15 protein-coding genes and 1 pseudogene are annotated in these 12,245 nt (G+C 68.0%); 12 read left to right on the top strand and 4 right to left on the bottom strand.

Going from position 1 to position 12,245, the window contains the following annotated elements; all coding sequences use genetic code 11:
• The first annotated feature begins 212 nt into the window (after positions 1–212).
• Complete coding sequence (locus AC1DFR_RS13885; protein ID WP_476873654.1) at positions 213–371, top strand: hypothetical protein; 159 nt, start codon at positions 213–215, stop codon at positions 369–371.
• On the opposite strand, the pseudogene AC1DFR_RS13880 reads toward AC1DFR_RS13885, so the two are convergent.
• Both AC1DFR_RS13880 and AC1DFR_RS13875 read right to left on the bottom strand, forming a co-directional pair.
• A pseudogene (locus AC1DFR_RS13880) lies at positions 368–958 on the bottom strand (transposase). The gene AC1DFR_RS13885 and the pseudogene AC1DFR_RS13880 sit on opposite strands and share 4 nt — an antisense overlap.
• A gap of 77 nt (positions 959–1,035) precedes the next feature.
• Positions 1,036–1,353 (bottom strand): hypothetical protein, encoded by a 318-nt coding sequence (locus tag AC1DFR_RS13875; RefSeq protein WP_476857000.1) that lies wholly within the window; start codon positions 1,351–1,353, stop codon positions 1,036–1,038.
• 215 nt (positions 1,354–1,568) lie between these two features.
• On the opposite strand from AC1DFR_RS13875, the gene AC1DFR_RS13870 reads away from it, so the two are divergent.
• The 11 genes from AC1DFR_RS13870 (at position 1,569) to cycA (ending at position 9,360) form a co-directional block, all read left to right on the top strand.
• Positions 1,569–2,594 carry a class I SAM-dependent methyltransferase gene (locus AC1DFR_RS13870; RefSeq protein WP_476873653.1) on the top strand — a complete coding sequence of 342 codons (1,026 nt, stop codon included), beginning with the start codon at positions 1,569–1,571 and terminating at the stop codon, positions 2,592–2,594.
• Positions 2,591–3,283 (top strand): SAM-dependent methyltransferase, encoded by a 693-nt coding sequence (locus AC1DFR_RS13865; protein WP_476873652.1) that lies wholly within the window; start codon positions 2,591–2,593, stop codon positions 3,281–3,283. The genes AC1DFR_RS13870 and AC1DFR_RS13865 overlap by 4 nt, the downstream gene beginning before the upstream one ends.
• Before the next feature lie 310 nt (positions 3,284–3,593).
• The gene (locus tag AC1DFR_RS13860) at positions 3,594–4,013 is read left to right on the top strand and encodes an Asp23/Gls24 family envelope stress response protein (RefSeq protein WP_476873701.1); all 420 of its coding nucleotides are present in this window, start codon (positions 3,594–3,596) and stop codon (positions 4,011–4,013) included.
• On the top strand, positions 4,010–4,201 hold the full coding sequence (locus AC1DFR_RS13855; RefSeq protein WP_223917174.1) for a hypothetical protein: 192 nt from the start codon (positions 4,010–4,012) through the stop codon (positions 4,199–4,201). Before AC1DFR_RS13860 ends, AC1DFR_RS13855 begins: the two co-directional genes overlap by 4 nt.
• On the top strand, positions 4,201–4,599 hold the full coding sequence (locus AC1DFR_RS13850; protein WP_476849816.1) for a hypothetical protein: 399 nt from the start codon (positions 4,201–4,203) through the stop codon (positions 4,597–4,599). The genes AC1DFR_RS13855 and AC1DFR_RS13850 overlap by 1 nt, the downstream gene beginning before the upstream one ends.
• Complete coding sequence (locus tag AC1DFR_RS13845; protein WP_476873651.1) at positions 4,596–5,177, top strand: hypothetical protein; 582 nt, start codon at positions 4,596–4,598, stop codon at positions 5,175–5,177. The genes AC1DFR_RS13850 and AC1DFR_RS13845 overlap by 4 nt, the downstream gene beginning before the upstream one ends.
• 652 nt (positions 5,178–5,829) lie before the next feature.
• A complete protein-coding gene (locus AC1DFR_RS13840) occupies positions 5,830–6,027 on the top strand; it encodes a CsbD family protein (protein ID WP_476873650.1) in 198 nt (65 codons plus the stop codon).
• A 42-nt stretch (positions 6,028–6,069) separates the two neighbouring features.
• Complete coding sequence (locus AC1DFR_RS13835; RefSeq protein WP_476873649.1) at positions 6,070–6,684, top strand: RNA polymerase sigma factor; 615 nt, start codon at positions 6,070–6,072, stop codon at positions 6,682–6,684.
• Complete coding sequence (locus AC1DFR_RS13830) at positions 6,681–7,064, top strand: Asp23/Gls24 family envelope stress response protein (RefSeq protein WP_476873648.1); 384 nt, start codon at positions 6,681–6,683, stop codon at positions 7,062–7,064. The genes AC1DFR_RS13835 and AC1DFR_RS13830 overlap by 4 nt, the downstream gene beginning before the upstream one ends.
• Positions 7,006–7,458 carry a hypothetical protein gene (locus AC1DFR_RS13825; protein ID WP_476873647.1) on the top strand — a complete coding sequence of 151 codons (453 nt, stop codon included), beginning with the start codon at positions 7,006–7,008 and terminating at the stop codon, positions 7,456–7,458. Before AC1DFR_RS13830 ends, AC1DFR_RS13825 begins: the two co-directional genes overlap by 59 nt.
• Before the next feature lie 387 nt (positions 7,459–7,845).
• Positions 7,846–9,360, top strand: coding sequence for a D-serine/D-alanine/glycine transporter (cycA, locus tag AC1DFR_RS13820; protein ID WP_476857008.1), 1,515 nt, complete (start codon positions 7,846–7,848; stop codon positions 9,358–9,360).
• A gap of 112 nt (positions 9,361–9,472) precedes the next feature.
• On the opposite strand, the gene AC1DFR_RS13815 is transcribed toward cycA, so the two are convergent.
• Positions 9,473–10,921, bottom strand: coding sequence for an MFS transporter (locus AC1DFR_RS13815; RefSeq protein WP_476873646.1), 1,449 nt, complete (start codon positions 10,919–10,921; stop codon positions 9,473–9,475).
• A 91-nt stretch (positions 10,922–11,012) separates the two neighbouring features.
• Positions 11,013–12,044, bottom strand: coding sequence for an Lrp/AsnC family transcriptional regulator (locus tag AC1DFR_RS13810; RefSeq protein ID WP_476849817.1), 1,032 nt, complete (start codon positions 12,042–12,044; stop codon positions 11,013–11,015).
• Positions 12,045–12,245: the final 201 nt, after the last annotated feature.

Genomic DNA, 12,245 nt, shown 5'->3' with positions numbered 1-12,245 from the left:
CACTGAAGACGCTGCCGCGGTCCATTGCAGGGCGTCTGGGTGCATGACGGCGCCGAACGGCAGAGTTCCAAGGATCCGTGGATTTAAGCCATGCCCGTTGGAATCCTCTCTGGCAAGTATCCGTTTTAGTCGTGCCTCTGATCACGCGGTTTAGGTTGTCTTGGGCCACCTGATAGACCGGGAGGCACCCGATCCCATCAGAATGGTTCTGGATGCATCCCGACGGCCACGGCAAGGTCACTCTCCGCCACGCCGGACGCCTCAGGCATCTCGGCATCGGCCGCGCCCACGAGCACAAACGCATCGTCCTGCTCATCCGGGACGCCGACGGCGCCGCCGTCGAGTATGGCACCGGCGAAATCCTCGCCTAGGGCGTGTCTCCTAAAGCTGTCAGCCAGATGCTGATTGCCCGGAGAACGGCTCCGCCGCGATAGGTGAGTGCGAGTTTGTCGTACCGGGTTGCCAGGGCCCGCCACTGTTTGAAGATGTTGAAGTTCCGTTCGACGACGTTGCGGCCTTTGTAGTCTTCTTTGTCGAAGGCCGGAGGCCTGCCGCCGGTGGATCCGCGTCGTTTCCGGTGGCCGATCTGGTCGGATGGCTGCGGGATGACAGCGACGATGCCGCGGTCGCGCAGGTGAGTCCGGATCGCCCGGGATGAGTAGGCCTTGTCGCCGCGGACACGGTCCGGGCGGGTGCGAGGGCTGACCGGACCAGGGCGGTTGATCTTCACCCTGAGAGTCCGCGACCGTCAGCAGGCCAGCGAGGATCCTGTCCCAAGTACCGTCACGGCTGTAGCGGCGGTGACGCTTCCGAACGTCTGCTACGGACCGAACTCGGCCGGCACATCCCGCCAGGCGATCCCGCACCGGTACCGGTAAAAGATGCCCTCCACCACGCGCCGGTCATCCCGGAACGGACGACCCCGGCGGCCATCAAAAGCCGGCAGCAACGGCTGAATGCGAGCCCACTAACCATCAGTCAAAACAGAAGTACGAGGCATCCCGAACAACCAGCCCAGTTTTTAGGAGACGGCCCCTAGCCCGCCATGCTGGGGGCTTGGAACAGCGGCATGTGGGACAACTGGGCGGATGCATGAGCGGATGTGTTGACGGCCGCCCGTGACGGCGTTTTGGCCGGTCCCCGGTCGGCTGGCCGCAGGATCACGAGCGCCTCGGCGTCGATGAGGCGGCGGGTCCCCGTCCGGGCATCGAGGATCCAGAACAGGTCCACGCCTGTGACGGTCTGGGTCACCGGGCCCCGGTGGAAGAGCTTCCCGTTGTGCCACGCCTCGATCTCGTCCCCCACGTTCAACTCGGCCGAGCTGCGGATCTGCCGTGCTTCGTCAACGTCCATGGTCATTGCCCTTCCCCAGCGTTCAATGTCTTGTGCCCAGCATTCATGACGCAGGTTTCAGGTTGGTTTCCGGAGCGTGATTTCCACGTGTCCGTCCGCCTGCGCGGCGCCCGGACGGAAGCCCGGACGGCGTATTGACCGCCCTTACGTCCGGGAGGACCATGGTGGGCGGGAAGGGCCGCACGAGGGGCGGCCCGTGAGGGGAGTCGGACGCAATGCCGGGAATAGTCTCCGCTGGCCTGTTTCGGGTCATCCAGCTGGCGTTGTTTCCCTTGAGTGCGGCCGGCTACATCACGTCCGTCCCCGGGATGCTCGCCTACAGCCGGCGCACCGGCACGTCGGCCACGCTGCTCGCATCCCTCTACACGCGCTGGATGCAGCACCGCCTGGGGACACGGCCGGATGTCCCCGCGGCCCGGCTCATGGCCGCTCTGCCGAACGTGTCCGCGACTGGCATCCAGATGGAGACCGCCCCCACGCTCGCCGCCCACCTGATCACGGGCTACGTGCCCAGGCTCTACCGCTATCCGTACCCGGGGCCGGCACCGATGCGCCACCAGCCGACAGCACGGACCAGCCTCTATGACGCGGCCGTTCAACGGCATCGCGGGGGCATCGACCAGCTCGTGATCCTCGGGGCGGGATTCGACACCCGGGCGTTCCGGCTGGCGCCCGGGGACCGCGTGCGTTGCTTTGAACTCGACCTGCCCCGGACCCAGGCTTTCAAACTCGCGATGCTCGAAAAAGCGGGCCTCTCCACGCGCCTGGCCACGTACGTACCCGCCGATTTCGAGACCGAGGACTGGATGGAGAAGCTGCTCGCAGCCGGTTTCGACCCGAACCGGCCCGCACTGTTCCTCTGGGAAGCGGTGACCATGTACCTGGACCGCGCCTCCGTCGAAGCGACGCTGCGCAGGATCGCCGGCACCGCCCCGGGCAGCATCGTGGCCTTCGACTACTTTTCCAGGGAAACGATCACCTCGGGATCGCCCTACATGCGGTATGCGCGGGCTGCCGCGAGATTCGTCGGCGAGCCCCTGACCTTTGGGATCGACAACACTCCCCCGGCCAGGAAGAGCGCCGCGGACTTTGTTGGGTGCTTCGGACTGGTCCTTGAGGAGCACAGGAATTTCGGCAGGGAGACCCGACGGCGGTCCGCGCCGGGAGGGTTCGTCACCGCCGTCGTGCCTGAAAACAAACAGCGAAACCCGGCGAACCGCCATGATGAGGGGAAACCATGACAAAACGCAGCCACAGCCACGGGCATGTCGCCGCCGAACACGCGGCGGTCGAGGATGCGGCGCCCGGTTCCGCAGCCCGGCTGTGGGATGAAAAGTACAGCAGCCGGTCCAGGATGTGGAGCGGGGAGCCGAATCCGCAACTCGTCGCCGAGGTGGCGGACCTTCCTGCCGGCGAGGCCCTGGACCTGGGGTGCGGCGAGGGCGCGGACGCGATATGGCTCGCTGCCCGCGGTTGGAGCGTGACGGGCCTGGACGTTTCCGCCGTCGCCCTGGAGCGTGCGGCCGCCCACGCCCGGGAACGGGGCCAGGACGCCACCATCGAGTGGGTGCAGCAGGATCTTGCCACATGGGTCCCGGACCGGTTGTTCGACCTCGTCACGGCCCAGTTCCTGCATTCCACCCAGATGCCGTGGCAGCAGGCGTTGCAGTTCGCCGCCGCCGCGGTGCGGACCGGCGGAACGCTGCTGATCGTCGGCCATCACCCCGACGGGCTGCCTCCGTGGGGCGCGCACCATACTCCGGAGAAGTTCTTCACGGCCGAGGACCTTGCCCGGGAACTCCGGATCGAGGAGCCGATGTGGCGTGCCGAGGTCCTGGACAGCCGGCGTCGCAGCGCCGTCGGGCCCGACGGCGAGGCAGTGTCCCTTACGGATGCCGTGCTGCGGGCCACGCGCCTGGCCGCCCAGTAGACAGCCCAACGGCCTGTCGGGCCGTTGTCTGGATGGCCCGCGGGGCCGCTGCCTCAGGCGGCCCCGGGATTTCCAGGACCCCATGTGATGCAGCTCACCCCGATTCGACCGTGAGGAATTCCGTTCCCGGCCCGTCTTACCTATGACGGCGCCACAGAGCGTCTTCCTCAACCGATCAGGAGTGATTGCCTTGACCACCCAAACGCAGACCACCCAGACGCACACCCCGGCAGACGTCCAGGGACAGGCCGGCCCGGCAACCGCAGCGAAGGCACCCGCAGCGAAGGCGCCCGCCGCGAAGTCCCCCACGCTGGGCGCGCCCGCACCGGCCCCAGGCATCGACGGCCGCGGCGCGACCACTGTCGCAGACGGCGTCGTGGCAAAGATCGCCGGCATCGCGATCCAGGAAATCGAAGGAGTGCACGCCCTCGGCGGCGGAGCAGCCCGTGCGCTGGGAACCCTGCGTGAAAAGGTCGGCCAAAAGGACCTCACCCAGGGCGTCAGCGTGGAAGTCGGACAAACCCAGGTAGCCGTCGACATCACCCTGGTGGTCGAGTACCCGCACCCGCTCCAGCTTGTCGCGGACAAGGCCCGCGACGCTGTCTATACGGCCATCGAGGACCTCGTCGGCATGGAGGTGACGGAAGTCAACATCACCATCACGGACATCCATGTGCCCTCCGATGACGAGGACACCGAGGACGCACGGACCGAGCCGAGGGTGGCTTGAGCCCCACGCTGGCCGGCCTGGCCATCGGAGCCGTCCTGGCCGCAGCGTCCCTGGCGTTCGGATTCTGGGGTTTCCTGCTCACCGCGCTCTTCATGGGGGCAGGGGCCGTGCTGGGCCGCGCGGCCGAGGGGCGGCTGGATCTTGGCGGAGTGCTGGACGCCCTGCGCGGCAAGCGCTCCTCCTCGTGATGCGGGCGGGGCACACCCGGATCACCCCGGCAGCCCTCAGGCACACCATCGAGACGATCGCGGCCCACGCCTTCAGCGTTCCGAGATCCGACGTCGCCGCGGTGCTGGATGACGATTCGGGCCGGCTCGCCGCGAGAGTCTCCGTGAAGCTGGCGCTCCCGCCGCTCCTCGGCCCGCGCCGGGGGCCCGACGGCGGCACCGTCTTCGACCGCTCCCGGGCGGCCCGGACAGCCATCATTGCCCGCGGCCTGGACCTCACCGGCCGGACGCTAAGCAGCGTAGATATCCGGATCAGCGGGGCCGCACAGCACTCCGGCACTGCCAGGGTCGACGCGCCATCCGGAGCGCCACGCCGGAACCACAAGGACCGGAACCACAAGGAAAGGAAAATCGCATGAGCCAGGATCGAGCCATTCGGCGCCTCGTTCGCAGGGAGACCCACTCCTCCCGGGCCACGGCGTCCATCCTGACCGCTAGCGTCCTTGCCGCCGTCTTCCTCTGGCTTGCCCTCGAGACCGTCCTGGCCCTCCTCCAGGAGAGCCCGCTCCTTGGCAGCCCCGACCGGCTGGGCCGATGGCTCACCGGCGTGCCGGCCACCACGCTCCCGGCCGGGTTGGTGGCCGCCGGCGCCGGCCTGGCGGTTGTCGGTCTGGCGCTGCTCGCAGCCGCAACCATGCCCGGCCGCCGGTCCCGGCACGCCGTGCACAGCGGCCGGAGCGCCGTGGTGGTCGATGACGAGGTGATCGCCTCGGCAGTATCCCGGCGGGCGCGCCTCACCGCGAGACTGGCCCCCGGGCAGATCATCACCACGGTGGGCAGGCGGGCTGTCCGCGTCCAGGTCCGTCCGACGTCGGGCGTTTCCGTGGACCGGGACGCGATCAGCGCCGCGGTCGACGACGAGCTGGCCGGGTACTCCCTTGGCCGCCGGATCGCACCGACAATCCACATCATGAGGGAAGGGGCGCTGGGGCAATGAGTCGGACCAACAGGGCATTGAACCGGATCCTGCTGGCCCTGGCCGGGCTCGTGCTGCTCGCGGCCGGCGCTGCAACGACTGCCGCCGGGATCCTGCCGGACGTTGCAGCCGCATGGGCGGCCACAGGATTTTCCCTCCTGGACCAGGCCGGAACACTCCTCGCCTCGGCACCGCTCCCGGGCCCCGCCCGCAGCTGGTGGGCCATGGCCGGGCTCGCCGCGCTGGCCACGGCCGCCGGGCTCAGTATCGCCTGGATCGCATCGCAGGGTGGCGGCCGGACACCTCGCGTGGGCCGGGAATCTGACGGCGGCCGCGGCACCACCATCGTCGAAACCGGGTTTGTCTCGGCGGCCGTCAAACAGGCCCTCGCCGGCAACCGCCTGGTACTCGGCACCTCGGTATCGGCATGGGACAACGGGACTCCGGCTGCGGCTCCAGGCGCGGCAGGGCGCATCTCCAAGGGAGATCGCGGACACCGCCGACGTCCTGGTCCAGGGGATCGACACATTGCTCGGCCATCCGCTCCCGGTTCTGGTCCGAATCACCAGCGGCACCAAAACCTGGGCGGCCGCACCGGATCGCGCCCGCTAGCCGGCCGGAAGATACGTCCCGCAACACCGCACCACGCCGTAATGACAGCAGAGGAAACATCATGGGAATCGACGACAAAGTCAACTACACAGTCATCCACCACATCGGTGCGGCCAAAGAAGGCGTCGGCAGCATGACAGGCGACCAGGGCCTCAAGCGGGAAGGCCAGCACGAGCAGGCCCAGGCAAAACTGCAGGAGGCCGGCGACCGGGTCAAGGACGCCGCGCGGAAGCTCAAGGAAGGCTTCAGCAAGGAGTAGCCCGCACCCCGATATGCCCGCGATGAAAGCAGAGATAAGCGCGTGACTGGTTCACCTTCGGCGCCGCATCAACTGGACCTCGTACCGGACGCCCTGCTGGTGGGTCGGGCCACCGACGGCGACACCGCCGCTTTCGAGGCGCTGGCCCGACGGCATGGCCCCGTTATGCGGGCCTGCGCCCGCCGCCTGACCGGCTCCCTCGCCGATGCCGACGACGTAGTGCAGGAATCGCTGATGCAGGCCTGGAAGCAGCTCGACACCCTGCGCGATGGGGACGCCGTGAAGGGCTGGCTGCTGCGTATTACCGGCAGCCGCAGCATCGACCACCTGCGCCGGCGAAGAAACCATTCGGACCTCGGCGATCTCCACCACGGGCTGGAGGCTGGTGCGGGCACCGCACACAGGGACCACCCCGAACACGCCGCCCTGAGCGGTTCCCGGATGGACGCGCTCAAGACCGCGCTGGCCGCCCTGCCCGAGGAACAACGCCGCTGCTGGGTGCTGAAGGCGTTCAATGACCAGAGCTATGAGGAAATTGCGCAAACCTTGAACATCAGCACTGCCAGCGGGCCTCGCTGCGCAGGCTCGCGGCCCTCGGCAATGAACTGCTCGACGCCGACACCGCTGCGGCCGGCAGCGGCAGCGACGACTGGATGAAGACCATTCTGGACAACCTGCACCTGGAACTGCGGCCGGGCAGGAACATTCCCCTGCGCGCCGACACACCCGGCGACCTCCTCACCGAGACAGAGGGCGCAATATCGGCGCTGATCCGCTCTGTTGCGGATTCCCTGCCCGGCACCGCTGCCGGAAAATGCCGCCTGTACGGGGACGTCACCGAGCCGGGGGCCCCCATCACCATCGGCGTCGACCTCGCCGTCGTCTACGGGCATCCCTTGGAACAGCGCGCCACCGCGCTTCGCTGGAAGTTGGCCACGACCCTGGCCCTGCAGACAGAACTGAACATCACGGCGATCGATGTCACGATCACCGACGTTTTGGAGCCCGGCAATCCAGACCCAGAGGAGACGCCATGACCCAACCCTTGCCTCCCGGGCACGGCGCGCCGACGGCGCGCTGCCCGACGCCGCGCTGCCGGCCGAGCTGCGGGCGGTCATCGAGGCCGTTCACGGCGTGACGGCGGTGTATCCGGCGCGACCGCTCTGGCAAACGATCGCGGGCGCGGCCCGGTCGGCCGTGACCGGAGAAGCGCCGCCGGCTGTTGACGTCATCGATTCCGGTGCCGGCGCGACACCTTCGACCGTGAGGACGCGCATCGGCGTGAGCGGGGCGTACCCGGCCCCGGAGGTGGCCCGGGCCGTGGCCGTGGCGGTGCGGCGGCACTTCAGCCCGCACCCTGTGAACGTCCACGTTGGCATCGTCCAGATCGGCATCGACCAGGTTTCAGAAGCCCCGCCGCGCAAAATATGACAAAAGACAGCGGACGACAACTGAAGCTAAGATGATCGACAGCTGTCGAACCCGCCCACGGGCGGGTGATCTGCGCCAATGCGATTCGGAGCCCCGCAGCGGGCGGGCGTGCCCGCGTCGCAATTTTCCCTAGGGCCCGGCGAAAGATGAGGGTCCCGGACCGGCTCCCGCGCCTTCCGGGAGCTTCGTCCCGCCGGGAGCGCGGCGGCACTCCACCGACCAGACGGTCCACCAACGCGGACCGACGTGACAACAGGGACCACGAAATACCGGCCCTAACCTTGATCTACCCGCCAAAACTGTTACCTCCGTCACACTCTGACGGATCCGTGCGGCCCGCACTGTGGAACCCCCGCCGGCGACCGCCTGTGACAAGGAAGAAGCCTCATGTCTGAACGCACCACCACGGCCGCTCCGGCCACTGCAGAATCTGACATTGCCCAAACTGGAACTGCCGCCTCCGCCAATGGTGACTCCGGGAACCGCGAACCGCACCTCGCCCGGGCCCTCGGCAACCGCCACATCCAGCTGCTCGCCATCGGCGGCGCGATTGGCACCGGCCTGTTCATGGGATCCGGGAAGACCATCTCGCTCGCCGGCCCCTCCGTCATCTTCGTCTACATGATCATCGGCTTCATGCTGTTCTTCGTGATGCGTGCCATGGGCGAAATCCTGCTCTCCAACCTGAACTACAAGTCCTTCAGCGACTTCGCCGGTGACCTCCTGGGGCCGTGGGCCGGCTTCTTCACCGGATGGTCCTACTGGTTCTTCTGGGTGGTCACCGGGGTGGCGGACATCGTCGCCATTTCCGGCTACGTGGACAAGCTCGCTCCCGGCACGCCCCTGTGGATCCCCGCGCTGCTCACGCCCGTGGTCTTGATCCTCCTGAACCTCCCCACCGTGAAGGCGTTCGGTGAAGCGGAGTTCTGGTTTGCCATCATCAAGGTGGTCGCCATCGTGGCCCTGATCGTCACCGGCGCGGTCATGATCGCAACCCACTTCACATCCCCGAACGGCGCAGAAGCCAACCTCGCCAACATGTGGAACGACGGCGGCATGTTCCCGCACGGCATGTTCGGCTTCGTCCTCGGCTTCCAGATCGCCATCTTCGCTTTCGCCGGGATCGAACTGGTGGGCACCGCCGCCGCCGAAACCAAGGACCCGGAGAAGAACCTGCCGCGCGCCATCAACTCCATCCCGGTCCGCGTCCTCCTCTTCTACGTGGGCGCCCTGGTGGTCATCATGGCCGTCAATCCGTGGCGCACCATCGACCCCGCCAGCAGCCCGTTCATCGGCATGTTCACCCTCGCCGGGCTGGGGATCGCCGCGGTGGTCATCAACCTTGTGGTCCTGACCTCCGCCGCCTCCAGCGCCAACTCCGGAATCTACTCAACCTCCCGGATGGTCTACGGCCTCGCCCAGGACGGGAACGCGCCCAAAGCGTTCGGAAAGCTCAGCGTCCGCAAAGTACCGCAGAACGCGCTGCTGTTCTCCTGCATCTTCCTGCTGGCCGGCCTGGTCCTGCTCTATTCCGGCGACTCCGTGATCGGCGCGTTCACGGTGGTCACTTCCGTGGCGTCCGTGCTGACGATGTTTGTGTGGTCCATGATCCTGGTCAGCTACATCGTCTTCCGCCGCCGCCGGCCGGCCCTGCACGAGGCTTCATCCTTCAAGATGCCCGGCTCCGCCTTCATGCCGTACGTCGTGCTCGCGTTCTTCGTGTTCATGCTGGTGGCCCTGGGGCAGGCCGACGACACCCGGCTGGCACTCTTCGTGGCGCCCGTGTGGTTCCTGCTGCTGGGCGCGGCCTGGCACTTCAACCGCAAGTCCCCGCTGCAGCAGGCCCGGATTGTGGAATGGAAGGCCGTCCGCTCGCAGGAGGAAGCCCGCGCGGCTGCCTGATCCCCGCGCGGAAACAAGCGAGCGCTGAAACAAAGGAGCGCTGACGCACAGGAGCCCCGGCCGGATCATCCGGCCGGGGCTCCTGTGCAGTGCTTGTTATGGTGCAGTGCCGCTACGCGCGTTTGGTGACGGCGGCCGGGGCTACGGCGACGCGCGGCGCGACGGCCACGGCGGCGGTCCCGATCACCGCCGTCAGCGCGAACACTCCGGCAAACGACGCCGACGGCGCCGCCGTCGCGAACGCTGCGAACACGATCCCGGTGCCGGCGAGGGCCAGGGCGCCGCCGAGGGAATCCGAAATGGACATCGCCGAACTGTTGAAACCCTCGGTGTCTTTGGTGGAGAGTGCCAGGGTCATGACGCTCAGCCGCGGATACATCAGGCCCATGCCGCCCCCGGCGAAGATCCATCCTGCGATCGCGACCGCGGCCGGCCAGGCCAGCACCGTGGTCACGAGGGCCAGGACGACGGCGCCAAGGACCAGGGCCGATCCGATCCGTACCGCCCTCCTGTGCTCCAGCCGGGTCCCCAGCCGGCCCTGGATGGCCGACGCAGCAGCCCAGGCGATGGCGCCGCCGGTGAGCGTGAGGCCAGCAAACGTCGGGGCGAAGGCGTAGCGTTCCACGAGCAGGTACGGCAGGTAGACCTCGGCGCCGAAAAACGCCGCGGATGCCAGGCCGCGGGTAAGGATCACGCTCGGCAGGCCGCGCCGGGCGGTCAGCGTTCCGCGCGGCATGAGGGGACGGACGGCCAGGAGCGCGACGGCGACGGCGGCCGCCGCCAGCACCCCGCCGGCGACCGGTACCGCGGCGGACAGGTTCAGGCCCAGCACGGCGAGCGCTGCCAGCGCCGCCAGCGCCAACTTGGCAAGGCCTCCCGGCCGGCCGCGGGACCCTGGCTCAGCGGCCGGGGAATCTCCGTCGGCGCCCGTGCTGCCGTTCAGGCCGCGCAGGGCCGGGGCCGTCAGGAGCAGGGCCGGCACCACGAGTCCGACCACACCGAGAAAGACCCACTGCCAGCCGGCCAGTTGGGCCACGGCGCCGGCCGCGAACGGTCCCACGAGGGACGGGATGACCCAGGCCGCGGAGAAGGCTGCGAAAATTTTCGGATGCAGGACCGGCGGGTAGACCCGGGCAATCACCACGTAGAGGGCCACGGTAAGCCCGCCCCCGCCGAGTCCCTGCACCAGCCGTCCGGACACGAGGACCGGCATGGTTCCGGCGGTACCGGCGATGAGCAGGCCGAGCACGAACATGCCCACTGCGGCCAGGAGCGGCGCCACCGGCCCCTTGCGGTCCGACCAGCTGCCCGCGGCCACCATGCCGATCACCCCGGTGGCAAGCGGCCCGGCGAAGGCCAAGGCGTAGAGTCCCGCACCGTCCAGTTCCCGGCTGACGAGCGGCATGATGGTGGTCACCGCCAGTGACTCGAAGGCCGCCAGGAACACGAGCGCGCAGGCGCCGAGGGTCACCAGCAGGTAGCTGCGGTGGAAGATGCCGGCCGATTCCGGGACGGCTTTCGGACGGGATTCCTGGTGAGGGGGCGGGTCGGTCTGGGGCACGTGCCACAGCTTACAACCGGACCCTCACAGCCCGCCCGCCTGTGGGCTTATCAGCTGGCCGGTGGGCCCATCAGCTGCCGGTCCGCCGCCGTCAGCCCGCCTCGTCGAACCCCTGGGCAGGAACCACGACGGCGCCACTGGCCCTGGAGTCCGGGTTCAGCATCCAGCCCACACGCTTGACGGTGCTCAGCATGACGACGCTTTCCACGAGCTCGATCCCGGGCACTTTTTGCTGCAGCGCCACCTCGATGTTCATGACGTCCGCTAGGGACTGCAGCCACATGATGATCACGAAATTCGTGGGCCCCGTGGTGGAGGCGCTGAGCCGGACGTTTCGCATGGTCCTCAGCTCGGCGGCGGCGGCCTCGTGCCGCCCGGCGGGGACGTTGACGAACCATTGGCAGGTCACGGGGAAAGCGGAGAGTTTCTGGGCCACCTCGCACCGGAATGACAGGATGCCGCTGGCGAGCACACGGTTGAGCTGGCGCTGGACGGTGGCCGGGTGCCTGCCGAGGCCGCGGGCAATGTCCGCCGCCGTGGCCCGCCCGTCCCTGGCCAGGAACGGCAGGAGCGCCAGGTGGCTTTCCGGCAGCGCCTCCCGGGCGGCAGCCTGGGCAACCCCGGTGGCCTCGGGGCCGGCCAACGCCCGCACGGCGGCCTGCTGCGCGCGGCTCAACACGTTCAGCCGCCAGGAGCCGCCGCTCGCGTGCAGCCTGGTGCACAGGGCGGTCTGATATTTGAGGAGGCCGTCAATCTCCTTCAGCCGGGAGATGACTTTCAGGCTGAAATCGTCCAGGGAGGGCGTAATGACGGTCAGCATGAGGTCCCGGTGGCTGGCTGCCTCCTCCACCGTGACGATTTCCGGCATCTCGGCGAGCCTGGCGGTGACTTCCTCGCGCCGGTGCATTTCGCAATCCACGGCGACGAATGCCAGGCACATTTGCTGGGGGTCACCGATCAGGTGGGCGGTGATCCAGGACACGCCAGAGTCCAGCAGCCGCTCCCACCGGGCGGCCAGGGTGGTGGCGTGCACGCCCAGCACCTGGGCCGCATCCGCCCAGCTCAGCCGCGGGGCAATCTGCAGGACGTTGATCAGGGCGAGATCGTCCTCGCTGAGTTCCATCATTTTTCCCTTCATCCATGCACGAAACCTGTGGCAACAGTCTATTCGTGCATTTTTTCTGGCCTTCGGGCGGGTGTGAACTGTGTCACTTGAGAATAGACGCAGGACGTCCCCACCGGACGTGAACCAAGGAACTTCGAAAACAAGCCAGTCGCCAACCAGGCGATTTTCGATAAACGACAAACGACAAACGACAAACAA

The sequence above is a fragment of the Arthrobacter sp. 05T410 genome (assembly GCF_056396505.1).
The sequence above is the reverse complement of the archived record's forward strand: the minus strand, read 5'-3'. Positions and strand labels throughout refer to the sequence as shown.

Coding starts and splice junctions, on each gene's coding strand:
- AC1DFR_RS13845 (WP_476873651.1), top strand. CDS start 4,596: ATGAGCCAGGATCGAGCCATTCGGCGCCTCGTTCGCAGGGAGACCCAC.
- AC1DFR_RS13830 (WP_476873648.1), top strand. CDS start 6,681: ATGAAGACCATTCTGGACAACCTGCACCTGGAACTGCGGCCGGGCAGG.
- AC1DFR_RS13810 (WP_476849817.1), bottom strand. CDS start 12,044: ATGGAACTCAGCGAGGACGATCTCGCCCTGATCAACGTCCTGCAGATT.
- AC1DFR_RS13825 (WP_476873647.1), top strand. CDS start 7,006: ATGTCACGATCACCGACGTTTTGGAGCCCGGCAATCCAGACCCAGAGG.
- AC1DFR_RS13875 (WP_476857000.1), bottom strand. CDS start 1,353: ATGGACGTTGACGAAGCACGGCAGATCCGCAGCTCGGCCGAGTTGAAC.
- AC1DFR_RS13870 (WP_476873653.1), top strand. CDS start 1,569: ATGCCGGGAATAGTCTCCGCTGGCCTGTTTCGGGTCATCCAGCTGGCG.
- AC1DFR_RS13840 (WP_476873650.1), top strand. CDS start 5,830: ATGGGAATCGACGACAAAGTCAACTACACAGTCATCCACCACATCGGT.
- AC1DFR_RS13885 (WP_476873654.1), top strand. CDS start 213: ATGCATCCCGACGGCCACGGCAAGGTCACTCTCCGCCACGCCGGACGC.
- AC1DFR_RS13850 (WP_476849816.1), top strand. CDS start 4,201: ATGCGGGCGGGGCACACCCGGATCACCCCGGCAGCCCTCAGGCACACC.
- AC1DFR_RS13865 (WP_476873652.1), top strand. CDS start 2,591: ATGACAAAACGCAGCCACAGCCACGGGCATGTCGCCGCCGAACACGCG.
- cycA (WP_476857008.1), top strand. CDS start 7,846: ATGTCTGAACGCACCACCACGGCCGCTCCGGCCACTGCAGAATCTGAC.